Here is a 23,879-nt window from a genome sequence, read left to right as displayed (position 1 = left end):
TTCGCAAAAGAAATGGGCCGGCAGCATGACGCCGCCGGCCCGGACGTTTCCGCTCACATGCCGAGCGATGACTTGTAGAGCTTGATCTGGTTGTCGCGGCCCAGCTGGTCCGTGATCTTCTCCCAGGCCGCGGCGATGTTGTCCGCACCGGCTTGCGCCGTCATCTGGCCGGCATAGATCTTGGCCAGCTCATCCTCGGCAACCGAGTAGTACTGGAAGATGCCGGGAATGCGCGGCTCGATCGCGGCATTGGGGTGGTTGTAGGAGTTGGACTGCGAGGCGAGATAGTTCGAGATGAACTTCTCATCATAGCCCGCCGTCACCCACTCCGGAATGTTGAAGTGGCTCTGGCGGTAGGGCTGGAAGCCGGACGGATAGGCGGCCATCCACAGCGAGATGTCCTTGCCGCCGAGGTGAGCTGCAAGCGACCACGCCGCCTTCTGCTTCTTCGGGTCGGCATCGACACGGGCCATCACATAGATGCCCCAGCCGATATAGGCCATGTTCGGCGCGAAGTTCGGGCCCGACGCGAGCGTCTCCCACTTGCCGGCCGTGTGGTTATAGACGTCCGGCGATCCGGGAAGGATGTCGAAGGCCGTCTTGCCCTGGATGACGGACGAGTCATTGGTGTTGACGTTCGAGCCGATGTCACCCCACCAGGAGAGCATGGAGCCCGTGCCGGCGAGGAACTGCTGGAAGCCCGTGGTGCCCGGGTCAGCGTTGAGCTGGTCGGCGGGCTCCGACGGCAGGCAATCGAGCACGTCCTGAATGGCGCGCACCCAGCCCGGGTTGTTGACCATCGGCTTCATCGTGTCCGGTTCGAACAGGAAGGCCTTGCTGTCGGGGTGCTTCACGTAAGCCGTGGCGCGCGAGCCCAGGAAGTAGAAGCCGAAGCCGCCCCAGCCCTTGGCCGGGTCAAGATAGCCGTAGAGATCCTGGCCCTCGAGCTGCTTGCCCTTCAGAAATTTGGTGGCGGCATTGACCTGCTGCCAGGTGCGGGGCTCGGCCCAGTCACCTTCGCCGCCAGCCTTCTTCCACTCTTCCGCAAGGCCTGCATCCGAGAACACGTCCGAGCGGTAATTGAAGTTATGGCAGTCGCCATCGCAGGAGACGCGGTAGGTCTTGCCATCCCAGGTGCCGACGGGCGCCTTGAGGTAGCCGACGTAATCATCCATCTCGATCTGCTTGGCGACCCAGTCCGGCATCACCGAAGCGAGGCCCTTGCCGCAGACGTCGCCCTCGAAGGGAGCACCCATTTCGATGACATCGAAGTCCACCGTGCCCGTCGCGATCGACTGCTGGAGGCGCGCGTTATAATCAGCCTGCGCCAGGTCGATCCAGTTGATGGTGGCGCCGGTGTAATCCGCCCAGGCCTTGGACAGGCCACGGAAGAGAACGTTGTGGACGTTCTGGTTATTGAGCCCCATGAAGGACAGCTCGACACCCTTGAACTCGCCCTCCTGCACATTCTGCTTGGTCGGGCCCAGGCACATCTCGCCCACCTTCTGCCAATCGGCATCGGTCGGCTGGCCCTTGCCAACGCCCGGTATTTTCAGGATGGCGGCACGGATGTCATCCTGCGCAAAGGCGGTGCTGACACCCATGGACGGACCGCCCACGGCAGCAAGTGCAGCAGCGCCCGCAGCGCTCTTCAGCATGCCGCGGCGGCTCATCATCAGATTATAGAGTTCGACTTTCATGTTCCTGGGTCCTCCCTGTGGGCGTCCGATCTTGTGATGGGATGATTGAGGTTCTTGCCTCTTGCTGAACGCTGCGCCGACTATGCAACACCCGTCTGCAATGTCAACGAAGTGCACGGACGAAACGCCAGCACCCAGCCAACTTGTCGTGCGATGCAATATGTGCGCCGCACAAGGCGTCAGACGATGCGGCTGCCGGTTTTTGCATCAAAGAGATGGACGAGCGAAAGCTCCGGCGACATCGCAATCGGTTCACCCGGCTTCACCGCCACACGCTCTCGAAACACACCCGTAATCTTCTCCCCCGCGAAGCGCGCAATCACCTGGGTCTCGGCACCCGTGGGCTCGATCACCGTCACCAGCGGGGCGAGTGCGCCGCCAAGCGTCAGGTGCTCGGGTCGTATGCCATAAACGGCTTCGCGCCCGTCATACCCCGCAGGAACGCGGGCGAGCGGCAGGCGCGTGCCATCCGTCATCTCGAACCAGGGCGGATCGCCCGCCCGGATCGTGCCCTTGAACATGTTCATGGCGGGAGAGCCGATGAAGCCCGCGACGAAGAGATTGGCCGGCCGGTCATAAAGCTCGAGCGGAGAGCCCATCTGCTCCACAATGCCATCATGCAGCACCACGATCTTGTCAGCCATGGTCATGGCTTCCACCTGGTCATGCGTCACATAGATGGTGGTGGTCTTCAGGCGCTGGTGCAGTTCCTTGATTTCGGCGCGCATCTGAACGCGCAGCTTGGCATCAAGGTTGGACAGCGGCTCGTCGAACAGAAACACCTGCGGCGCGCGCACAATGGCGCGGCCCATGGCCACGCGCTGCCGCTGCCCGCCGGAGAGCTGCCGCGGATAGCGCTTGAGATAGGGCAGGAGATCCAGAATTTCGGCGGCGCGCTTTACCCGTGCATCAATCTCGGCTTTGGGTGTTTTGCGCAGCTTGAGCGCGAAGCCCATGTTCTCGGCCACTGTCTTGTGCGGATAAAGCGCATAGTTCTGGAACACCATGGCAATGTCCCGGTCCTTGGGCGGCAGGCCGTTCACCACCTTGTCACCAATCCGGATGTCGCCGCCGCTGATCTCCTCAAGCCCCGCGATCATGCGCAGAAGCGTGGACTTGCCGCATCCCGAGGGGCCGACCAGTGCCACGAATTCACCATCGGAGATGGGAATGGACACGCCATGGATCACCTTCTGGTCACCATAGCTCTTGCGCACGTCAACGATTTCAACCGAGGCCACACGTTCCCCCTTCATATGCGGGGTCTTGCGCCCCCTTTGCCGCGGGCGGAGAGTAGGGCAGGTTTTTAAGCCCGTCGAGGGCCTCGTGAGGAATGCCCGATGCGTTACGAGATGATGCTCCCCCGCCAGATCCGGGCGGCAATCGAAGCGAACGTGCCAGTGGTCCTGCCGCTCGGCGTTCTGGAGTATCATGGGGAGCACATGGCCGTCGGCATGGATACGCTCGCCGTCACCTCAGCCCTCGATCTCCTGTCCCGGGAAACGGAAATCGTGGTCCTGCCGCCGTTCTACTATGGCGCCGCCAGCTATGCCGTCGAACCGCCGGAGGGAACGGGCAGCGTGCAAGTGGACTCCTCCACGCTTCATCCGTTTGCGCGCGAACTGTTTACAAGCCTGCTGCGCATCGGCTTCCGCAACATCCATGCCTTCATTCATCATCAGACGGAGAATTTCGCCACCGGCATGCCGACGGACCTCGCCTTCAAATTTGGCGCCCGCCAGGCGATCTTCGCGTTTCTGGAAAAGTCGCGTGGTGAAGGCTGGTGGGGCGACAACAAGATGGCGGATTATTATGCCAAGCAAGCGGGCGGGCAAGACCCTTTCAACTGGATCAAGATCCATCCGCTGATGACCAGGGAAACGATCGGGCAATATCCCTTCGATCATGCGGGCGAGGGCGAAACCTCTCTCATGCTCGCCATGTGCCCCGAGGCCGTCGACATGTCGGCACTTGATGGTGCCCGCTGGTACACGGCCAGTGCTGCAAGAGCCTCGCGCGAAACCGGCGAGCAGGGAAGGGACCTGATCCTCGCCCACATGCGCAGCGTGCTCGATCTGCCCCAGCGGAGCGGCTGACCTACGCCAAATTGTAGCCGGTTGGCCCAATTGTGCATCATTCTCTTTTGTCATGGGGAACGAAGGTCAGGGCATTGAGTTGAAGCCCCATCAGCACTGAACAGCATTGGGGAAATTGATGGCTGCAACCCATAATCAATCCTTGTCAGACCTCGAGCGTCAGGCAGAGGCCACGCGCTCTGAACTCGCTCAGACAGTGGATGCGCTCACCAACCGTGTCTCGCCTGACGCCCTCAAGGCCGATGTGCGGAACTATGCGCGCGACACCGGCCAGCACATGCTGGACACGATCGAAAACAGGTTCCGCGAAAATCCGCTCCAGGCCGTGGCAGTGGCCGCCGGGCTTGCCTATCCGCTGTGGCGCATGCTCGGCCGCATGCCGGCCCCGTTGCTCCTGATCGGTGCTGGCCTTGCAATTTCATCCCGGAAGGGCCGCTCCCATAGCGCACGTTACGAAGATGAATATGAGCTGGGCGGAAGCGGCGGCCTGAAAGCGGCTGCTGCCGATACAGTAACAGATATCAAGGAGAAGGCCTCCGACCTGGGCAGTCAGGCCGCCGCCAGGACCCATGATGCGGTTGAGGCGGTTCGCAATGCCGCGTCGGATACAGTTGCCCGTGCGTCGAGCGTCCTGTCGGAAACCTATGAGAGCGGCCGTGAACGGGCGGCGAATGTTTCAGACCAGGTCACGGAAGGCTATGCCCGCGCGGTGGACAATGCACGTGATGTCGTTGAGCGTCATCCGGTGCTTGTGGGCGGCATCGCCTTCGCGGTTGGAAGTCTCGTGGCCTCTGCTGTGCCGCTGTCCCGCCAGGAAAACCGCGTGCTGGGCGAGAGCAGCGACGAGTTGAAGCGGCGCACGAAGGACGTGGCCGCAGAGGGGCTCGATCACGCCAAAACTGCTGCCCAGGAAATCTATGACTCGGCATCAACGGAGTTCGGCGAGGATGGGTTGACGCCCGATTCCGCACGCCGGACGGCGCGTGCCGCAGTGGATACGGCGCGAGAAGCGGTTGAAGCCGTCACCAGCCAATCCCCGGCCTCCCCAACCCGATAATCTGGAGAACGAACATGAACAACGACAATCACTCTTCCTCCTCCTTCTCCCCCGGCGCTGAAAACCAGCAGCGCTCGCCAAGCGGTCTACCGGGTACGGAGGAAATTTCGAGCGGCGTGAAGCGCATGGCTTCTCAAGCCGGCGAAAAGCTGATTGACACTGCGGACCGCCAGAAAGTCGCAGGAGCTGATTTTGTGGGCGACGTTGCCGATTCCGTCCGCCGCGCGGCAGATGAATTCGAGGATCGGATTCCGCAAGCCGCTGAATACATCCGCTATGCTGCTGACCAGATGGCGACCATGTCAGACTCGCTCCGCCGCCGCGATGTTGGGCAGATGTTCTCAGATGTACAATCCTTTGCCCGCCGCCAGCCCACCGCTTTCCTGGGTCTTAGCTTCATCGCAGGATTTGCCGCCGTGCGGTTCTTGCGCAGCAGCGCCTCGGGCGCGGGCTCTACGGGTGGCTCCGGCGCAACTGGCAATGGCAGCAACAATGCCTGGGCCGGCGGGCAGTCCGCTGACCAGGGCCGCTATGGTGCGCCTCCGGTCGCGAGCATGTCCGCCCCGCCCCGCGGCATGCAGGAACTGTGAGGATCAGCCATGGCATCGGCATATGATGACAGACCCGCAGGCGAACGCTCCGCCGATGGCAGACCGGTTTCGGAACTGATTTCGGATGCGCTGCAGCAGTTTTCCCGGCTGGTGCGCAACGAAATGGCTCTCGCCCGCGCCGAAGTCTCCGACAAGGCCAAGCAGGTGCTGCGTGGCGGAGCGATGCTTGGGGTTGCAGCGGCATTTGCCTTGCCCAGCCTCTTCATTCTGATGCTGGCGCTCGCCGCACTGATGGTCGAAATGGGGCTTGCGGCCTCGCTCGCCTATCTTGTCACCGCCATCATCGGCTTCGTGATTGCCGCCGCCCTCGTAAAGATTGGTCTTGATCGGCTGAAAGCTGAGGCACTGATTCCAAACCGTACCATGAACCAGCTCAACCGTGACGCCGCGACATTGAAAGAACGGATGTGAGGAACTGACCATGACTTATCAGGAAACCAATGAATTCGCCGAGCGCGGCTTTCGCCAGCAACGCTATGGGCGTGAACGCTATGGCCAGGAACGCTATAGCGAGCAAAATCGCACACGGGGTGCAAGCAGCGATATTCTCGGAACTGTGACGGACGCCGTGCGCGAAAATCCGATGTCGGCTGCCTTGATTGGAATGGGCGCGTTGTGGCTATTTATGGGCGGCAACGGTTCGCCCCTTTCTGCGGCAAGGGGCGGCGGTGCACTGCTCCGCAATGTGGCGTCTGGAGCAGGCAGCATGGCGAAGGGGACGACCCATGCAGCCTCCCGCATGGGCAACAGCGTTGCCTCAACTGTTGCATCAACTGCTTCAAACGTCGCTGAAACGGTCGGCGATGCTGCAGGCCGCCTGGGCGAGTATGTCAGCGGCAGCGTTCGCGGTGTGGATGCAAACTCGGAATATCGGAACGCCAACGTGGCGGATGGCATGGGGGATGATGAGAGCGCCACGGGATACGGTGTGGGCGCAGCTGTCTCCTCCTATCGCGGCAGCATGCAGGACATGTTGGAGCGCTATCCGCTGGCGCTGGGCGTTGCCGGCCTGGCGCTGGGCGCAGGGATTGCTGCGTCGCTGCCGCTTTCCTCCACCGAACGCGAAACCCTGGGCAAGGTCGGTGAAGCCGCCCGCAGCAAGATCGACGAGGTGACGGGCCAGGCGCGTGAGATCGCGGGCGCCGTGGCGGATGAAGTTCGCCAGCACGCCACCGGCACTGGAAACGGAAACGGCCAAGGCTTCTGAACACTCCCCGGCGCCGCAACGCACGTTGCGGCGCTTGCTCGTGCCCCGCTGTCACGATAAGCGCGGGGGAATGACCTCCTCCTCAGAATTCGAAATTTTCTTCATGGCCCCGCCAGGCCTCGAATCCGCTCTTGCGGATGAGGCGCGGAGGCGGGCGTTCAGGGTTGTCCGGCAGGTGCCCGGCGGGGTGATCTCGGCGGGTGGCTGGCTGGAGGTATGGCGCGCCAATCTCGAACTGCGCGGTTGCGGGCATGTTCTGGCCCGGATCGGATCGTTCCGCGCAATGCATCTGGCGCAGCTGGACAAGCGGGCACGCAAGTTTCCGTGGGGGGATTTTCTGCGGAAGGACGTTCCAGTCGCCGTCGAAGTCAGCTGCACGCGGTCTCGCATCTATCACTCGGAGGCCGCATCGCAGCGCATTGCGCGGGCAATTTCGGAAGAGCTGGGTGCGGTCGTGACGGCGGAGGCGGATCTCGTCATCAAGGCCCGCATCGAGGATGATCTGTGCACCATCAGTGTGGATACTTCCGGCCAGTCGCTCCACAAGCGCGGCCACAAGGAAGGTGTGGGCAAGGCGCCCATCCGGGAAACGCTCGCCGCCCTGTTTCTTCAGCAATGCGATTTTACAGGTCAAGAACCCGTTCTCGACCCGATGTGCGGATCGGGCACCTTCATCCTCGAAGCGGCTGAAATCGCAGCTGGACTCAATCCGGGGCGAAGCCGCCATTTCGCCTTCGAGAAGCTCTTATCCTTCGATCCCGCTCAATGGGAAAAAATGCGGGGGAGCGCCAAAACCCATGTGCCAGCTGTCCGCTTCCACGGGAGCGACAGGGATGAAGGCGCCATCCGCATGGCAAAGGCCAATGCCGAACGCGCGGGCGTTTCGGCCTTCACCAGCTTCATCTGCCAGTCGGTGAGCGAGACAGCGCCGCCCGAAGGACCGCCAGGTCTCGTCATCGTCAATCCGCCCTATGGAACGCGCATTGGCGACAAGAAGCCGCTCTTTGCGCTCTATGGGGCTTTGGGCGAGGTGCTGCGCACGAGGTTCTCAGGATGGCGCGTGGGACTTGTGACCACCGAACCATCTCTGGCCAAGGCCACCGGCCTGCCGTTTCTGACGCCAACCGGGCCCGTTCTGCATGGCGGCCTGAAGGTGACGCTCTACCGCACGGAAAAGCTGGCCTGAGCTTCCAGCCTCAGGACCAGCTCAGCGCAAAGGCGCCAACCGCGGCGAGGATGATGATTGTGGCCACAACGTAGTGCTTGGCCGTGAAGTCATGCATTCTCATGTCAAAAAACCAATCAGTTGCTGCGCTTGGGTGTGAAGGCCTGCACCATCAGTTTGGCCTGCGTCACCTGCTCTGGCGTCATGCTCTTGGCGAGCTGATCGCGGTAGGTTGCGGCATTGTCGAATCCGGGCTCGCCGGAGCAGAGATCGAGCCACATATAGGCGGCGATCGGATCCGGCTTCACGCCGCGGCCCTTCCAATAGCCGATACCGACCTCATACTGCGCCTGGGGCTCGCCCTGGTTTGCCGCCATCAGCAGCCAATTCATACCGGCCGCCTCGTCCTGCTTGACGATGCCCTGGCCCTTCATCAGCCACCAGCCAAGTTTCAGCTGGGCGTCGGAATTGCCTTTCTTGGCGGCTTCGCCCCACCACATGATGGCCTTCGCATTGTCTTGCTCGACGCCATTGCGATTTTCGCCCTTCTGGCCCCAGCTTCTGGGTCCGTACATTTCGCCGATCAGATAGGCCGCTTCCGCGTTGCCGTCCTTGGCATAGGGCAGGAGGAGCGAGAGTGCCTTTGCGTAATCCTCGCTGCCGAAGGCTTTCATGCCGTCCTGATAGGCGTCGGCCCAGGCTGTGCCGCTGGCGGCCAGGATGAGGCCCAGTGCAAGCGCCCCGGCGCGCAGATTGAAGGTCATGAAAGGCTCCTTTCCAGATCCGCCGCCGGCAAGGTGCCAGGCGGTGTGAATACCACTCCACCTCTACGGCAGGGTGCAGGGGAGGGCAATAGGCGGTTCTTCGCCCATTCTGCACGAGCGCCGGAGGAGCTAAGAGAAAGCCCCGGTTGTGGACCCGGGTGTCCTGCTCCACTGGTTCTAGCCTCGGGCACAGGCTACGGGCTAGAAACCCGCAATCCACCAGACGGCAACAGATTTCGCGAGGATGACTGACCCATGCGCATGACCACCGAAGAGGCTTTCGTCAAGGTTCTCCAGATGCATGGCATCGAACATGCCTTCGGCATCATCGGCTCCGCCTTCATGCCGATTTCGGACCTCTTCCCCAAGGCCGGCATCAGTTTCTGGGACTGCGCGCATGAGGGCTCGGGCGGCATGATGGCGGATGGCTTCACCCGCGCGTCCGGCAAGATGTCCATGATGATCGCCCAGAACGGACCGGGCATCACCAATTTCGTGACTGCAGTCAAAACCGCCTACTGGAACCACACCCCGCTGCTACTGGTCACCCCCCAGGCCGCCAACAAGACGATCGGCCAGGGCGGCTTCCAGGAAGTCGAGCAAATGGCCCTTTTCAAGGACATGGTGGGCTACCAGGAAGAGGTGCGCGACGCCTCCCGCGTGGCGGAAGTGCTGAACCGCGTGATCATGAATGCCAAGCGCCTCTCGGCCCCCGCCCAAATCAACATGCCGCGCGATTACTGGACGCAGGTGATCGACATCGAGCTTCCGGCAGTTGTTGCCTTCGAGCGGCCCTCAGGCGGCGAAGACGCGATTGCGGCTGCGGCCAAGCTCCTGTCGGAAGCCAAATTTCCGGTGATTCTCAATGGCGCCGGCGTGGTACTTGGCAATGCCATTCCGGCCGCGGCAGCCCTGGCGGAGCGCCTCACCGCCCCGGTCTGTGTGGGCTACCAGCACAATGATGCCTTCCCCGGCTCGCACCCGCTCTTTGCAGGCCCCTTGGGATACAATGGCTCCAAGGCGGCGATGGAGCTGATCCGCCAGGCGGATGTGGTGCTGGCTCTGGGCACCCGCCTCAACCCCTTCTCCACGCTTCCCGGCTATGGCCTCGACTACTGGCCAAAGGAGGCCAAGGTCATCCAGGTTGACATCAACCCAAATCGCATCGGACTCACCAAAAAGGCCACCGTCGGCATCGCCGGCGACGCCAAAAAAGTGGCCGAAAGCATCTTGGCGAAGCTCTCCCCATCCGCTGGCGACGCCGGCCGTGAGGAGCGCAAGAACTTGATTGCAAACACCAAAGCCCGCTGGGCCCAGCAGCTTTCCTCCATGGACCACGAGGATGACGACCCGGGCACCAGCTGGAATGAACGCGCCCGCAAAGCCAAGCCCGACTGGATGAGCCCACGCATGGCGTGGCGCGCCATCCAGGCAGCACTGCCGAAGGAGGCGATCATCTCATCCGACATCGGCAATAATTGCGCGATCGGCAATGCCTACCCGACCTTCGAAGCGGGGCGTAAGTACCTGGCGCCAGGGCTTTTTGGGCCCTGCGGCTATGGTCTTCCCTCAGTCGTCGGCGCCAAGATCGCCTGCCCCGGTACGCCCGTCGTCGGCTTCTCAGGCGATGGTGCCTTCGGTATCGCCGTCACCGAACTGACCGCGATCGGCCGCAAGGAATGGCCTGCGATCACCATGGTCGTGTTCCGGAATTACCAGTGGGGTGCTGAAAAGCGCAATTCCACCCTGTGGTATGACGATAACTTCGTCGGCACTGAACTGGATACGGACGTCTCCTATGCGGGGATCGCCAAGGCCTGCGGACTTAACAGCGTCATCGCCCGCACCATGGACGAGCTGCGCGACGCACTTGCCAAGGCGATTGACGATCAGATGAAGCACGGCAAGACCACGCTCATCGAAGCTCTTATCAATCAAGAGCTTGGCGAGCCCTTCCGGCGTGATGCGATGAAGAAGCCAGTGGCGGTTGCAGGGATTGACGCGAAGGACATGCGGCCGCAAAGCGTGTAAACTCCGTCCCGTCACGCTTTTGCTGCAATGGCTTGGTCTTGAGAGCCCTCGTGACCAACGGGGACGTTCACCATGACTTCCGAGAAAACGTCTGAAATCAAGGCGCGCGCCAAGGCCTGGCGCGACCTGATGATCCAGATGACCGCCACCATCATGATCCCGCTCACCATTGCAGGCATGGGCCTCTATTACACGCGCTGGCAGCAGAACGTGAATGATCTCAAGACGATGATCGATCTCGTGAGCGACGACAAGCCGGAGCGCCAGAAGTATGGCGTGGCGATGTTCGAGTATCTCCTGAAGAACGACAAGGTGCCGGTGGAATTCGTGGCGGCGCAGCTGGAATATGCCAATAATTCGTCCGACCCGCAGCTTCTGGGCGCGATGGAGCGGGCGCTGACCAAGGCAGCGCAGGTCAATGAGAGTGTGCAGGCGGTTTTCACCGAGGCGGTGGAGCGGCTGCCCTCCCGCGTATTCGTGACGGTGATGAACGAGCAGCAGCGGGCCTGTTTCTCCAAGCTGTTGACGTCATTGAAGGATAATGACCAGGCGATGATCACCGTGCCATCCATTGCGCTCGCCAAATGGGACGGCAAGGTGAATGAAATCCGTGCCATGAAGGACGAGGACGTGCCGAAGGCGGAGGTCGTCGCCAACTGGCTGCGAGGCCTGGGCTTCGATATCGAGGTCGTCAACCTCTCCAACCGCTGGGACGGCGCCAAGAAAGTACGGCCCAATACGTTTGAGTTATGGTTCGGCAACAAGGATTTGCCGCCCGTCTGCACCGGAAAGCAAACAGCGGCGACGATGAACTAGAGCGAGACATCGCCGAGAGGCCTGTCCCGCTCCCTTGTTTGGCTATCGGCTGATGTCAGCGAGCAGAGCGTGAATTTGCGACACGACGGCCGCGCCCTCGCCCACGGCTGCCGCCACGCGCTTCGTCGAACCCGCGCGAACATCGCCAATCGCAAACACGCCCGGCACATTGGTCTCAAGTGGCAAGCCCGTCTGGCCCGTGATGACGAAGCCCTTGGCATCAGTGGCAATGCAATCCTTGGCCCAATCGGCATTGGGGTCTGCTCCAATGAGAAGAAACAGGTGGCGCACGGGACGGTGATCCAGTGCACCGCTGCTCATGTGACGGAGCGTTACGCCAGAGAGGCCACTTGCCGCATCGCCCTCTATCTCCGCGATTTCGCTTCCGCCATGCACTTCGACATTGGGCAGGGCGGCGATCCGGTCGATCAGATATTGCGACATGGTTTCCGTCAGCGGCCGGCGGACCACGAGGTGCAGGCGCTTGACATGAGGCGCAAGGAAAACCACCGCCTGGCCTGCCGAATTGCCGCCGCCCACCAGCACAATCTCTTCGCCCGCGCAGAGACTGGCTTCGATCGGGGATGCCCAATAGTGGATCCCTGCGCCCTCCAGCGCCGCGAGGTTCGGAACATCGGGCCGGCGATAGCGCGCGCCTGACGCAATGACCACGGAGCGTGCGCGAAGGCGTTGCCCATTGCTCAGCTCCAGAGCCAGCTGCCCTGAGCCGCAATCAAGACGGTCGACGCCGATTGGAATGGCAACTTCCGCACCGAATTTGAGCGCCTGGTTGAAAGCGCGGCCGGCGAGGGCCTGGCCCGATATGCCGGTTGGAAATCCCAGATAGTTTTCGATCCGCGCGGAGGCGCCGGCCTGCCCGCCCATCGCCTGCGCATCGAGCACCACAATGGATAGCCCTTCCGATGCGGCGTAGACGGCGGTTGCCAAACCGGAAGGGCCCGCACCGACCACTGCGACGTCATAGATCTTCGCCGGATCGAGCGTTGGTGTGATGCCCAGGCAGGCGGCGAGTTCCACATTTCCGGGATGCCGCAGGATCGTGCCATTGGGGCAGACCACCAGCGGAAGCTGGTCCGGCAGCACGCCGGTGCGTTCGATCAGGGTGCGTCCCTCATCATCGGCATGCGCGTCCAGAACCAGATTGGGATATCCGCTTCTGGTCAGGAAACCCTGCAGCCGCACGACGTCGGAACTGCCGGGCACGCCGATCAGGATTGTCCCTGCGCCACCTTCCGCGATGAGGCCGACACGCCGCAGAATGAGCGCGCGCATGACCACCTCGCCCACATCGGCCGACCCCACCATAAGGGCCCGCAGATGTGGCGGATCGAATGGCATTGCGGTGCAGCCGCGCGGGCCTGCGCGGCCGCCGGCAAGCGAGGGCCGCCCGGCAAGCTGGTTCACTTCGCCGCTGAACTGCCCGGCCTGATGCGTGACCACGGGTGCCTCCCGGCTTAAGCCGTCGCGCCGGTAAACCTCGAGGGAGCCCTCGGTCACAAGCCACGCTGCAACGCCGGTGGCGCCGATGGCGAAGATGGTCTCGCCCGGTGCGAACTGTGCCTCAGCCCCGCTGGCGAAGCGTCGGGCGACCGCAATCTGATCGCGGGTGAGGGTGGGAAATCGCTGATGGTCACGGCTATCGGTGCTCGACATTGAACCCTCCTGTGGGGAGCGGCGGCACATGTGCCGCCGCTCAATCGATGGTCAGCTCTTGATGAAGGCAAGAAGATCGTCGTTGATGACATCCGCGTGCGTGGTCAGCATGCCGTGCGGAAATCCCGGGTAGATCTTGAGTGTGCCCTTCTCCAGCAGCTTGACCTGCAGCAGGGCAGCATCGGTATAAGGCACGATCTGGTCATCGTCACCCTGCATCACGAGGGTGGGGATGGTGATCGCCTTCAGATCCTCGGTCTGATCGGTTTCGGAGAAGGCCTTGATGCCCTCGTAATGTGCCAGTGCGCTTCCCATCATGCCCTGGCGCCACCAGTTGCGGATCACGCCTTCAGACACGGTCTCGGTTGAGCGGTTGAAGCCATAGAAGGGGCCTGACGCCACATCGAGGAAGAAGCCCGCGCGGTTACCTGCCAGAGCCTTGCGGAAGCCATCGAACACGGCAATCGGCGTGCCGCCGGGATTGGCTGGGGTCTGGAGCATCAGTGGCGGGATGGCACTGACCAGCACCGCCTTTGCTACCCGGCCCTGCGGCTGGCCGAACCTTGCGACATAGCGCGCCACTTCGCCGCCGCCCGTTGAGTGGCCGATGTTCACGATGTTGCGCAAGTCGAGATGCTCGGCCACGGCCGCGGCATCTGCTGCATAGTGGCTGATGTCATGGCCGGTATCGATTTGTGACGAGCGGCCATGGCCGCGGCGGTCATGCGCGACGACGCGGTAGCCCTTGGCGAGGAAGAACAGCATCTGCGTGTCCCAATCATCGCCGGACAATGGCCAGCCGTGGTGGAACATGATGGGCTGGGCATCCTTCGGCCCCCAGTCCTTGAAGAAGATTTCGGCGCCGTCCTTGGTGGTGAGATAGGTCATTGTCATCCTCCATTTTGGCGGACGCAACCTCATGTGCATCCGGTCCGATGGGTATCGGGCAATGGCGCGCGCGCCGGTATCATACGCAGGTTTGTGGCGGCGCTGGATCGTATCAAACTTGCGTATAATTGAATGCGGTGAAGAAGCAGGAATTACCTCCTCGCCATGAACTGCGGCGTGCTTGCCACCACTTTGCAAATCGTCCAGAATTCTCAATCATGCTGCGATCATGGCGGTCGCTCTCGGAGGCAAAGATGGGGGTTGATCCGGACGCGAGACGAATGGCGGCGAGACTGCAGGCAGCTGCCGCAGCCTTGGTGGCGCTCTGCATCTTCGCGCTTGATGTTCTGAGCCCGCTGCAGGGAGCCGTGGCGGTGCTGTACACCACGGTTGTTCTGATTTCCGCGCGCGGCCAGGTGCGCACATTCGTCTATGTGTCAGCCGCGGCCTGCGCCGTTCTTGCAGTCACCGCCTATGTGATCTCCCATGGCGGCGAACCCGTCGCCTCCCCCGCTATGCGCCTTGCCGTCAGCCTCGTAGCAATCGGCATTACAACCTTCCTGTCCATTCGCCAGATCGCCGCCACCACCGCGCGCAATCGCGCAAGCGAACGCTACCGCACGATTTTCAATGCCGCTGGTTTCCCCATCTGGGAATCAGACTGGTCCCCGGCCTACCGGCTGCTCCAAACCGGCAAGCCCATAACGCCCTTCCTCGTGCAGGAGGCGGCACGTGCGGCCCGCATCCGCGATGCCAATGACGCAGCGGCCGCACTGTTCGGGATCGAAAACCGGTCTGATCTCATTGGGAGCAACATCATCCGGCATCACACGGCGGCGGCGCAGGAGGCGCTGGGGCTGATTTATGCCGCCCTGCTGCGCGGCGAGACCGCCATAGAAAGGGAAGTGCAGTTCCTTACGCGGGGCGGCGAACCGATTGATGCCGTACTTCGGGTGACATTGCCGCCAGACCATGAGGGCTGGAGCCGTGTTCTGGTCATGGCGCTCGACGTGTCGGAGCGAAATCGGGCGCAGGCCCGGCTGGCACAGTCGCAAGCGGAATTGACCCACATTGCCCGGGTCACCACGCTGGGCCAGCTTGCGGCCTCAATCGCGCATGAGGTCAATCAGCCGCTCTCCGCCATCATCACCTATGCGAAGTCCGGCCGCCGCTGGCTGGCGAGAGAGGCACCGGATGCAGCGGAGGTGGGTGACTGCCTGGACCATATCGCCAGCAATGGCATCCGTGCAGCAGACGTTATCGCGCGGGTTCGCGATCTCGCCCGCAAGGTTGATGCGAAGAAGGGCAGGATCGCCTGTGCGCCGCTGGTTGACGAGATTGTGGCGCTCCTCCACCGTGAGCTGACGGGGACTGGCGTGAACACCCGGATGTCATTCCCCGAAAACCTGCCTGACGTCCTTGGAGACCGTGTGCAGATACAGCAGGTGATGATGAACCTGATCCTCAACGCGGTGCAGGCGATGGAGGGGACTGAGCCATCCTCCCGCAGCCTGTGCATCGAAGGCAGCGAGGAGGACGGATTTGTGCGGATCGACGTCAGCGACTGCGGAGCTGGATTTGCCGGTGCCGATCCTGAAAGCCTGTTTCGCCCGTTCTTCACCACAAAGGCGGACGGAATGGGAATGGGGCTGCCGATCTGCCGCTCGATCATCGAGCAGCATGGCGGCACGCTGACGGCCACCGCGAATTCCCGCGGCGGTGCCACCTTCAGTTTCCGCCTGCCGGTTGAGAGTGAAGACGTGAGGGCCGCTGCATGACGAAGATCGAAGGCAAGGGCTGTGTCTGTGTCATTGATGACGATGCCGAGGTGCGCGGCGCCATCGGAAGTCTTTTGCGTGCAAGCGGCTTTGAAGTCAGGCTGTATGATGGGCCAGCGGCATTTCTGGCGGCCGGCCTGCCGCAGCTTGCGTCCTGTCTTGTTCTCGATATCCGGCTCTCGGGCGAGAATGGGCTTGAGTTCCAGGAGCGGCTGTTAGCGGAAGGCGTGGCGCTTCCCGTTATATTGATCACCGGCCATGGAGATATTCCGATGACGGTGCGCGGCATGCGCGCGGGCGCCATCGACTTTCTGCCCAAGCCTTTCGGCGATGAGCAGCTGCTTGCCGCTGTCGAGGCGGCGATCGCGAAGGATCACGCACATCGGGCGGCCATGGCGGAAATCGAGGAACTGCAGGCCAATTTTGCGCGCCTCACCCCGCGCGAGCGGGATGTGCTGGGCCTGGTGGTGACTGGCCTGATGAACAAGCAGGTGGCAGCTCGGCTCGATCTCTCCGAAATTACGGTCAAGATCCACCGTGGCAACGTGATGCGCAAGATGGCGGCGCAATCCCTCGCCGATCTGGTGCGCATGGCGGAGCAACTCGGCATCCGTGATGAAACGATCCACCGTTTTAACACCTGAGTATGATGGCAGGTTGGAGGTCTGAGGCTCATGTGTTCGGTTCCCGGGCGCTGTTTCGCAGGGAGGAACCAGGAGTGTGATTTTGCCCAGCCAGCCCCAAGCCCCGCTGATTGCCATCGTCGACGACGATCCAGGCGTGCGCGGAAGCGTGGACAGCCTGCTGCGGTCAGCTGGCCTGGCGGGCCGCAGCTTCCCCTGCGCGGAGGCGCTTTTGTGCTGCGGCGAGGAAAGCCGCATCGCCTGCATCATCACCGATCTGCACATGCCGGGCATGAGCGGGATAGAGCTTCAGGCGGAACTGGCCCGGCGCGGATGGCGGCAGCCGCTCATCGTGATGACCGCCTTTCCGAGCGCTGCTGCGCGCGAACAGGCACTGGCTAGCGGCGCACTAGCCTTCCTGACCAAGCCCATAGACCCAGACGCCCTCCTTGCGGCAGTGGAGCGCGCCATTGGCTAAGGAGCGCCGCCCATCCATGCGAAGGGGCTACAAACCTTCGTTTGGATTGGCAGCACAGATGGGCGCAGTATCATCAGCGAGATCGGACGGCATACAGCCGCCACGACCAGCCTCAGGAGACGACAGATGGCCGACCAGAAAATTGTTTCGCCCGCCCGCGCGCAGCTCGGCACGCCCACCGATCTTGGCGAAAACGCGACCCGGGACATTTCCGGAGCGCTGAAGGCGCTGCTTGCGGATGTGTTCGCGCTCTATCTCAAGACCAAGAACTTCCATTGGCACATGAGCGGCCCGCATTTCAGGGACTATCACCTGCTGCTCGACGAGCAGGGCGATCAAATCTTCGCGATGACGGACGCCATTGCCGAACGCGCACGCAAGATCGGCGGCACCACGATCCGCTCGATCTCCGACATCGCGGCAAAGCAGCGCATGCTTGACAACAACGCAGACTATGTCGATCCGCAGGACATGCTGGCGGAGCTGCAGGGCGACAACAAGCAGCTCGTCGCGGAAATGCGCCGGGTCCATGAGGTGTGCGATGAGTATGGCGATGTTGCCACGGCCAGCCTGCTCGAAGTGTGGATCGACGAGAGCGAACGCCGCTCCTGGTTCCTCTATGAAGCCTGCCGCCGCCCGCGCTGACTTGAACCACCCCTCCCCGCAAGGGGAGGGGTTTGAGGCGCGCGCGCGAGTCTATAGCCGGTAGGCTTTCCGGCCGTTGTCGCGGAACAGTTTGAGCTTCTCCTCGCGCGTGCAGCCCTCCGTCGCCCAATCCAGAACTTCCAGCCATTCCGGATAGTTACCGGCCAGTTCAGAGACCGGCCAGTCGCCGCCATACATGATGCGGTTAAAGCCGAAGCTGTCGATCACATGGTCGATATAGGGGCGGAGCTGGTCTCGGGTCCAGGAGGCGTGGTCGGCTTCGGTGGTGACGCCGGAGAGCTTGCACATGACATTGGGGAGGGCTGCCATCTCGCGGATGTGGGTTTTCCATGGTTCCACCAACCCGTCCTTGATGCCGGGCTTGCCGATGTGATCGAGAATGAAGGAGACTTCGGGGCACTGCCGGACGTAGTTCAGAACGCTGCCGAACTGGTGATGGTAGATGCAAATATCGAAGCTGAAGTTGTATTTCGGTAGCAATTTGGTTGCTGCCACATATGACGGCTGAAGCACGAAATCCGGATCCGGCTGGTTCTGGATGAGACGCCGGACCCCACGCATGACGGGTAGCTGCGCAAGCCTTGCTATCTCGGGTTCTATGGACGGACCTTTCTCCAGCGGCAGGCAGGCGACACAGCCCTTCAACCTCTGGTCGCTGTCCGCCAGCGACTGCACCCATTCCCCTTCAGCGAGATATTGCGGCATGTCGACGTCGACTTCGACGAAGACGATGCTCTCGATGGTGTAGGGCCTGGCGCGCGCCTCGAGATCGGCAACGGTCCAGTCGCGCCCAAGCTTCGGGGCACCCGCCGCCCAGCTGTATTTGAACTTGGCGGTGTCAAGCAGATGGACATGGGTGTCGGTGATGGGAAAATCGATCATGGCTGGTTTCCGTCCCGCTGTTTTGGCCAGACTAGCCCATCAGGGCGCGGTGGTGAACTCGTTCATGGCGGTGAGGAAATGACTGACTTCCGCCAGCGTGTTGTAATGGCTGAAGGAGACGCGCACACAATCGGCAAGCCCCAGGGGTGCGAGCACATTGCCGCTGTAATGGTCTGACTTGCGGGTGTGGGTGCGAATGCCGCGCGCGTTCAGGAAGGCGACGATCTCCTCGCTCGGGCGCCCCGCGAGGCTGAGCGAGATCACACCTTCGCGCTTCGCATTGTGTGCCCCGCCGATGAGGCTGAGGCCGGGAATGTTGCCCAGCCCCCGCAGATTGCCGGTGCCATGAACCATGGCCTCACCCAGCGCCTGCTCATGGCCGTGAATGGCGCGGGCCGCGGCTTCCAGGCGCTGACGGGGATCTTCTGCGTCCGTGAAGTGGCCGCCGAGCCAGATAAGGTAAGCCACGACATCCGAGAAGGTCGCATAGCTCCCGGTATCACGCGTGCCCATTTCCCAGTTGGTGGGAGGTCCCCCAATGACGGTTTCCTTGGTGAGTGCGGTGAGCCTGTCTGACGCCCAGCCCACACCATAGCCATGCCGCGAGAACACCTTATAGGGCGAGATCGCATAGCCATCGATGCCGCAGGCGGCAAGATCGACAGCACCGTGGCTGGCGTGCTGGATGCCGTCCACGATAATGAAGCAGGCTGGCGCCACCTTGCGGATCTCGGCCGCAATCGCCGCCACATCAACCGCCATGCCGGTGACGGGCGAGGTGTGGATGATGGTGGCCACGCGAAGATCGGGCGACAGCAAGTGGCGGTAGGCGGCCACATCGACCGTGCCCGTGTGATCATCATGGGCCACGAGATGATGGGGCCTGCCGGTAACCTCCGCCCAGCGCGCCATGGCGCTGCGCGAGGCCGGGTGTTCAAGCGTGGTGGACAGCATCGTGCCACCGTCCGCCGCACCGAGTGAAGCCGTGCGGATCAGGCGGAACAGCACCTCGGTTCCGCTTTCGCCCACAAAGACCTGGCCATCGGGGGCGTTGAAGAACAGCCGCATGTCTGCCTTGCCCTTGCCGATCACCGCCATCAGCGCGGCAGAGGCCGGGTTGTCCCGCCCCTGATTGTCAGGGATCGCGGCATAAAGGGCGGAGCTCTCGGCAACGGATTTGAGCGTGAGGGCGCCGCCGGCGTTCTCGAAGAAAACGCGGGGGCCCGTGAACGGGCAATGATCGACATGCGCGAAGCGGTCACGCACCGCAGTGATCAGGCCGGGGATGGACGTCAGCATGATGACGGCATGCCTGCGAAAGCCGCAGATGGCAAGAGGGCGGGGCCGTCGCGCGTGATGAGACCCCCTCACCCCCACATGCGTGGGGAAGGGGGAGTAGCTCTGAACTTCTGAGGCATCACGCCGTTATTCCTTCTGCAGCTTTTCCGGAGGAGACAACGATGAAGGACACTGAGCAGAAGACCGTGGGGCTGACGACGCGGCAGGGGCACCCTGTTTATGACAACCAGAACACACGCTCGGTCGGCGAGCGGGGGCCCTTGGTGCTGGAGGATTATCATTTCCTCGAGAAGATGACGCATTTTGACCGGGAGCGGATCCCTGAGCGCGTGGTGCATGCGCGCGGTACCGCGGCGCACGGGGTGTTCGTGCCGACGGGGAAGATGGGCGATGAGCCCATTGACAAATATACCCGCGCCAAGGTGTTTCGCGCCGGCACCGAGACGCCGATCTTCCTGCGCTTTTCAACCGTCATTCATGGGGGCCACTCACCAGAGACACTGCGCGATCCGCGGGGCTTTGCCATAAAGTTCTATACGGAAGACGGCAACTGGGACCTGGTGGGCAACAACCTCAAGGTCTTCTTCATCCGGGACCCGATCAAGTTTCCCGACATGGTGCATGCCTTCAAGCCGGACCCGGTGCACAACCGGCAGGACATGAACCGCTTCTTTGATTTCATTTCGATGTCGCCGGAGTCCACCCACATGGTGACCTGGCTGTTCTCACCCTGGGGGATCCCCGCAAGCTACCGCGAAATGCAAGGCTCGGGCGTCAATACATATAAGCTCGTGAATGCGGATGGCAGCACCGTGCTGTGCAAGTTCCACTTCCAGCCGCGCCTGGGCGTGCGCAACCTCACGCAGGAACAGGCCGAGCAGATTCAGGCCAAGAATTTCAACCACGCGACGGGCGATCTCTATGATGCGATCGCACGCGGCGAATTTCCCGAATGGGACGTGTTCATCCAGATCATGGACGACAATGCGCATCCCGAACTCGACTGGGACCCGCTTGATGTGACAAAGCTGTGGCCGGAGGACCAGTTCCCGCTGCGCCATGTGGGCCATATCCAGCTGAACCGCAATCCGGCGGACTTCCACAATGAGGTGGAGCAGGTGGCCTTCGGCACCGGCGTGCTGGTGGATGGGATCGATTTTTCCGAAGACAAGCTGCTGCAGGGGCGGACCTTTGCCTATTCCGACACCCAGCGCTATCGCGTGGGCCCCAATTATCTGCAGCTGCCGATCAACGCCCCGCGCTGCCCCTTTGCAACGAACCAGCGCGGCGGCCAGATGAGCTATCGCGTCGACGGTGCGGACCAGGGCACTGACCCGCATGTGAATTACGAGCCATCGAACTTCAACGGACTGCATGAGCAGAAGCGCGCCGGACCTGCGCCCAAATCCCACGTCGAAGGCGATGTGGTGCGGCAGAAGATTTCGCGCACCAATGACTTCGCCCAGGCGGGCGAACGCTACCGCAGCTTCGAGGATTGGGAGCGGGAGGAGCTGATCGCGAATTTGGTCGGTGCCTTGTCGGGCTGTGCGGAGGTGATCCAGTCAAAGATGATCGCGCACTTCACAAAGGCCGACCCCGACTACGGCCGGCGCGTGGCGGAAGGATTGGGCCGCGGCGAGGAGCGGCTCGACGCGGCGGAGTGAAGTTTGGGTTCTTTCCCTATTTATTCCTCCCCCCCAATGGGGGAGAGGAATAAAACATGGAGTGGAATCATCACACGTCGAACACCGGCTCCGCCACGCCCTTGATGCCGGTTTCGACGGCGAGCAGGGCGCCGCCGGGGCCTTGTTCGTCTTCCGCTTTCTCGACGCCGGGGCTCCAGCCTGTGGCGATGAAGAGGGTCGTCATGTCAGGTCCTCCGAAGGCAACAGCTGCGGTGACGGGGCAGGGGAGGGGGATGACGCGCGCGACCGTGCCATCGGCCAGGAAGCGGGTGACGCGGGCGCCGCCATAGTGCGCGCACCAAAGGCCGCCCTCTTCATCAACCGTGAGGCCATCGGGCACGCCTTCATCCGCACTGAATTGATGGAAGAGACGGCGGTTCTTCAGCTGGCGGCTGCCGGGCGAGAGATCATAGGCGATGATGCGGCGGCCCATGGAATCGCTGAAATAAAGCGTTCGGCCATCGGGCGAGAAGGCGGGGCCGTTGCACACGGCATAGCCACTGTCGCCGATGCTCCATTTGCCATCGGGGCTGACGCAATAGAGGATGCCGCGCGGCTCGGTTTCGGGGAGATCGCAGGTGCCCACCCACAGCCTGCCGAAGGGATCGATCTTGCTGTCATTGTAGAGAACAGCCTCGCGACCACCTTCGGGGTGGACGAAGGGAGTGATGCCGCCCGTTGCCGGATCAAACAGCACCAGGCCGGAATTGACCGCGAGGAGCAGCCTGCCGCCCGCCGCGAAGACGAAGGAGCCGAGCACGCTTTCACCGGGAATAACCCAGCTTTCGACCTTCTCCTGGCCCCAGACCAGGCGGTGAAGGGTGGGGCCATACCAGTCCACCCAGTAGAGCGCGTTCTCGGCCTGATTCCACATGGGGCTTTCGCCCAGCCTGTCCCGCGTCTGGGCGATGATCTTCCAGTTCTGGTCCGTCATCGGCTGATCCTCTTCTTGTCGGGCCCGCGCCGCACCTCCTCGATGCTGCGCAGCTGGTCCATATGGCCGCCGAGCGCTGCATAATCCGCCTTCGGCATGGTGAATTCGATGGGGGCGACAAGTGCCGGGGTGGGCACGGAGCCGAAGGCGTTTTCAGGCAACGCCGTCACATCCACCATATAGGTGATGCCGCCGCCGGGCCAGACATAGCAGGGCGCACCCCCCGCCGTGACGCGGGTTCGGGACTGCTTCACGGAGCGGGTGAGTTGCACCGGATTATCCGTGACGCCTGCCCGAAGCGAGCCGCCGGCGCCTGCCATGAAGAGCACGGTGGTCAATGCCGGCTCGCAGTTTTCCTGGATGCGGGAGACCGAGAGCTGCAGCGCCGGAGGCAACTCCGTCTTGACCGGGTTCAATGCCTGATCGAGCTCGTAATAGGCGAAATGCTCACCCGTGGTCGACACCATCAGGAGGCGAAGCCCGGGCCAGGCTTCTGCTGCATCGAAAGGCTTCAGGATGGTGAGCGGATCGGTGAGGTTGGTGCCGCCCCAGCCGGTGCCGGGCTCGGCCACCTTGAAATAGCGGCCGGGGGTGGAGCGGTGGCCCTTCATGCGGATGCCGGTTTCCCGCACATCGAGGAATTTTCCGGCCTGATGCTCGGAGAGGACCCCGGTGATGTGATCATCGACCACCACCACCTCATCGACGAGGCCCAGCCATTGCCGCGCGAACATGCCGATGGTGGCGGAGCCGCAACCCACGCGCATGCGCTCTTCGGTGACGCCATTGATGATGGGCGCCTTGCCCGCTTCGATGACGAGGCTCGCGCCGCCATCGACCGTCACTTCGAGGGGCTTGCAATTGGCCAGCGTGAGCAGGCTTTCGCAGGTGACGCGGCCCTCCTTCTTGGAGCCGCCGGTCAGATGATGGACACCTCCGAGCGAGAGCATCTGCGAGCCATATTCGGCGGTGGTCACATGGCCGATCTGCTCACCGCCTGCGCGCACGGGGGCGCATTCGGGGCCTAAGTGCCGGTCCGTGTCGATCTTCACCTTGAGGCCGCAATAGCTGAAGATGCCCTCGGTCACGACGGTGACCATATCGACGCCATCGACCTCGGAGGAGACGATGAAGGGGGCAGGCTTGTAATCCGGGTAGGTGGTGCCCGCACCGATGGCGGTGACGAAGGTTTGGGGTTCCCGCACCAGCCGGCCATCCCATTCCTGGCTCGCCGGTAGAAAGGGGACGAGCGTGCCGCCCGCTTCCAGCGTGTGCTCCAGCAGGACGTGGGGGTCCACCCTAGTCAGTACGCCGCCACGGTTGGCATAGCGGTCACACGCGCCGAGCATGCCCTCCCGGATGAAGCAGAGCACGGGGCAGGCATCACAGCGGATCTTGGCGGGCTGTTGGTCCATGAACTGTTCCGCGACAGCACTTCGCAGCTGCGAAATGGCCGTTGACAAGGGCCCGATGATTCCATAATTTTCGTTTGTACACAAATGAAATCCGGGCTGGAGCGGGATCG

The 23,879-nt window shown here is 62.5% G+C and carries 22 protein-coding genes; 13 read left to right on the top strand and 9 right to left on the bottom strand.

Annotation, left to right across the window (positions count from 1 at the left end):
• Positions 1–53: 53 nt before the first annotated feature.
• Complete coding sequence (locus ACO06F_RS07745) at positions 54–1,700, bottom strand: sugar ABC transporter substrate-binding protein (protein WP_421696112.1); 1,647 nt, start codon at positions 1,698–1,700, stop codon at positions 54–56.
• 179 nt (positions 1,701–1,879) lie between these two features.
• Positions 1,880–2,941: an ABC transporter ATP-binding protein gene (locus ACO06F_RS07740; RefSeq protein WP_421696645.1), complete on the bottom strand. Its 1,062-nt coding sequence runs from the start codon at positions 2,939–2,941 to the stop codon at positions 1,880–1,882.
• Positions 2,942–3,040: 99 nt separating this feature from the next.
• Here ACO06F_RS07740 and ACO06F_RS07735 point away from each other — a divergent pair, with 99 nt between their 5' ends.
• The 6 genes from ACO06F_RS07735 to ACO06F_RS07710 all read left to right on the top strand — a co-directional run bounded on the left by ACO06F_RS07735 (position 3,041) and on the right by ACO06F_RS07710 (position 7,857).
• Positions 3,041–3,796 carry a creatininase family protein gene (locus ACO06F_RS07735; protein ID WP_421696111.1) on the top strand — a complete coding sequence of 252 codons (756 nt, stop codon included), beginning with the start codon at positions 3,041–3,043 and terminating at the stop codon, positions 3,794–3,796.
• Positions 3,797–3,914: 118 nt separating this feature from the next.
• Positions 3,915–4,853, top strand: a complete 939-nt coding sequence (locus tag ACO06F_RS07730) for a DUF3618 domain-containing protein (protein WP_421696110.1) — start codon at positions 3,915–3,917, stop codon at positions 4,851–4,853.
• A gap of 14 nt (positions 4,854–4,867) precedes the next feature.
• Positions 4,868–5,443, top strand: coding sequence for a hypothetical protein (locus tag ACO06F_RS07725; protein WP_421696109.1), 576 nt, complete (start codon positions 4,868–4,870; stop codon positions 5,441–5,443).
• 9 nt (positions 5,444–5,452) lie between these two features.
• Positions 5,453–5,875 (top strand): phage holin family protein, encoded by a 423-nt coding sequence (locus tag ACO06F_RS07720; RefSeq protein WP_421696108.1) that lies wholly within the window; start codon positions 5,453–5,455, stop codon positions 5,873–5,875.
• Positions 5,876–5,885: 10 nt separating this feature from the next.
• The gene (locus tag ACO06F_RS07715; RefSeq protein ID WP_421696107.1) at positions 5,886–6,671 is read left to right on the top strand and encodes a hypothetical protein; all 786 of its coding nucleotides are present in this window, start codon (positions 5,886–5,888) and stop codon (positions 6,669–6,671) included.
• Between the two features lie 70 nt (positions 6,672–6,741).
• Positions 6,742–7,857, top strand: coding sequence for a THUMP domain-containing class I SAM-dependent RNA methyltransferase (locus tag ACO06F_RS07710; protein ID WP_421696106.1), 1,116 nt, complete (start codon positions 6,742–6,744; stop codon positions 7,855–7,857).
• 116 nt (positions 7,858–7,973) lie between these two features.
• Here ACO06F_RS07710 and ACO06F_RS07705 read toward each other — a convergent pair whose 3' ends face one another.
• On the bottom strand, positions 7,974–8,600 hold the full coding sequence (locus tag ACO06F_RS07705; protein ID WP_421696105.1) for a tetratricopeptide repeat protein: 627 nt from the start codon (positions 8,598–8,600) through the stop codon (positions 7,974–7,976).
• 255 nt (positions 8,601–8,855) lie between these two features.
• Here ACO06F_RS07705 and xsc point away from each other — a divergent pair, with 255 nt between their 5' ends.
• Positions 8,856–10,631, top strand: coding sequence for a sulfoacetaldehyde acetyltransferase (gene xsc, locus ACO06F_RS07700; protein ID WP_421696104.1), 1,776 nt, complete (start codon positions 8,856–8,858; stop codon positions 10,629–10,631).
• A 72-nt stretch (positions 10,632–10,703) separates the two neighbouring features.
• The gene (locus tag ACO06F_RS07695) at positions 10,704–11,447 is read left to right on the top strand and encodes a hypothetical protein (RefSeq protein ID WP_421696103.1); all 744 of its coding nucleotides are present in this window, start codon (positions 10,704–10,706) and stop codon (positions 11,445–11,447) included.
• 42 nt (positions 11,448–11,489) lie between these two features.
• Here the strand turns inward: ACO06F_RS07695 and ACO06F_RS07690 are convergent, their stop codons facing one another.
• Positions 11,490–13,121, bottom strand: a complete 1,632-nt coding sequence (locus tag ACO06F_RS07690) for an FAD-dependent oxidoreductase (protein WP_421696102.1) — start codon at positions 13,119–13,121, stop codon at positions 11,490–11,492.
• 51 nt (positions 13,122–13,172) lie between these two features.
• Positions 13,173–14,015 carry an alpha/beta fold hydrolase gene (locus tag ACO06F_RS07685; RefSeq protein ID WP_421696101.1) on the bottom strand — a complete coding sequence of 281 codons (843 nt, stop codon included), beginning with the start codon at positions 14,013–14,015 and terminating at the stop codon, positions 13,173–13,175.
• A gap of 248 nt (positions 14,016–14,263) precedes the next feature.
• Between ACO06F_RS07685 and ACO06F_RS07680 the strand changes: the two genes are divergently transcribed.
• The 4 genes from ACO06F_RS07680 to ACO06F_RS07665 all read left to right on the top strand — a co-directional run bounded on the left by ACO06F_RS07680 (position 14,264) and on the right by ACO06F_RS07665 (position 17,533).
• Entirely contained in the window at positions 14,264–15,787 is a 1,524-nt protein-coding gene (locus tag ACO06F_RS07680) for a sensor histidine kinase (RefSeq protein ID WP_421696100.1), read from the top strand.
• Positions 15,784–16,431, top strand: a complete 648-nt coding sequence (locus ACO06F_RS07675) for a response regulator transcription factor (protein WP_421696099.1) — start codon at positions 15,784–15,786, stop codon at positions 16,429–16,431. Before ACO06F_RS07680 ends, ACO06F_RS07675 begins: the two co-directional genes overlap by 4 nt.
• 82 nt (positions 16,432–16,513) lie before the next feature.
• Entirely contained in the window at positions 16,514–16,888 is a 375-nt protein-coding gene (locus ACO06F_RS07670; RefSeq protein ID WP_421696098.1) for a response regulator transcription factor, read from the top strand.
• A gap of 126 nt (positions 16,889–17,014) precedes the next feature.
• Positions 17,015–17,533 carry a Dps family protein gene (locus ACO06F_RS07665; protein ID WP_421696097.1) on the top strand — a complete coding sequence of 173 codons (519 nt, stop codon included), beginning with the start codon at positions 17,015–17,017 and terminating at the stop codon, positions 17,531–17,533.
• A 51-nt stretch (positions 17,534–17,584) separates the two neighbouring features.
• On the opposite strand, the gene ACO06F_RS07660 is transcribed toward ACO06F_RS07665, so the two are convergent.
• Complete coding sequence (locus ACO06F_RS07660; RefSeq protein ID WP_421696096.1) at positions 17,585–18,436, bottom strand: amidohydrolase family protein; 852 nt, start codon at positions 18,434–18,436, stop codon at positions 17,585–17,587.
• Positions 18,437–18,475: 39 nt separating this feature from the next.
• The gene (locus tag ACO06F_RS07655; protein ID WP_421696095.1) at positions 18,476–19,735 is read right to left on the bottom strand and encodes an aminotransferase class V-fold PLP-dependent enzyme; all 1,260 of its coding nucleotides are present in this window, start codon (positions 19,733–19,735) and stop codon (positions 18,476–18,478) included.
• 161 nt (positions 19,736–19,896) lie between these two features.
• Between ACO06F_RS07655 and ACO06F_RS07650 the strand changes: the two genes are divergently transcribed.
• Entirely contained in the window at positions 19,897–21,399 is a 1,503-nt protein-coding gene (locus ACO06F_RS07650; RefSeq protein WP_421696094.1) for a catalase, read from the top strand.
• Positions 21,400–21,469: 70 nt separating this feature from the next.
• Here ACO06F_RS07650 and ACO06F_RS07645 read toward each other — a convergent pair whose 3' ends face one another.
• A complete protein-coding gene (locus ACO06F_RS07645) occupies positions 21,470–22,354 on the bottom strand; it encodes an SMP-30/gluconolactonase/LRE family protein (protein WP_421696093.1) in 885 nt (294 codons plus the stop codon).
• Positions 22,351–23,769, bottom strand: coding sequence for a 6-hydroxynicotinate reductase (locus ACO06F_RS07640; RefSeq protein WP_421696092.1), 1,419 nt, complete (start codon positions 23,767–23,769; stop codon positions 22,351–22,353). The genes ACO06F_RS07645 and ACO06F_RS07640 overlap by 4 nt, the downstream gene beginning before the upstream one ends.
• Between the last annotated feature and the right edge of the window lie 110 nt (positions 23,770–23,879).

Origin of the sequence: Aestuariivirga sp. (genome assembly GCF_965227715.1) — a bacterium.
Classification (GTDB): domain Bacteria; phylum Pseudomonadota; class Alphaproteobacteria; order Rhizobiales; family Aestuariivirgaceae; genus Aestuariivirga.
This window is presented reverse-complemented; position numbering and strand designations above follow the sequence as displayed.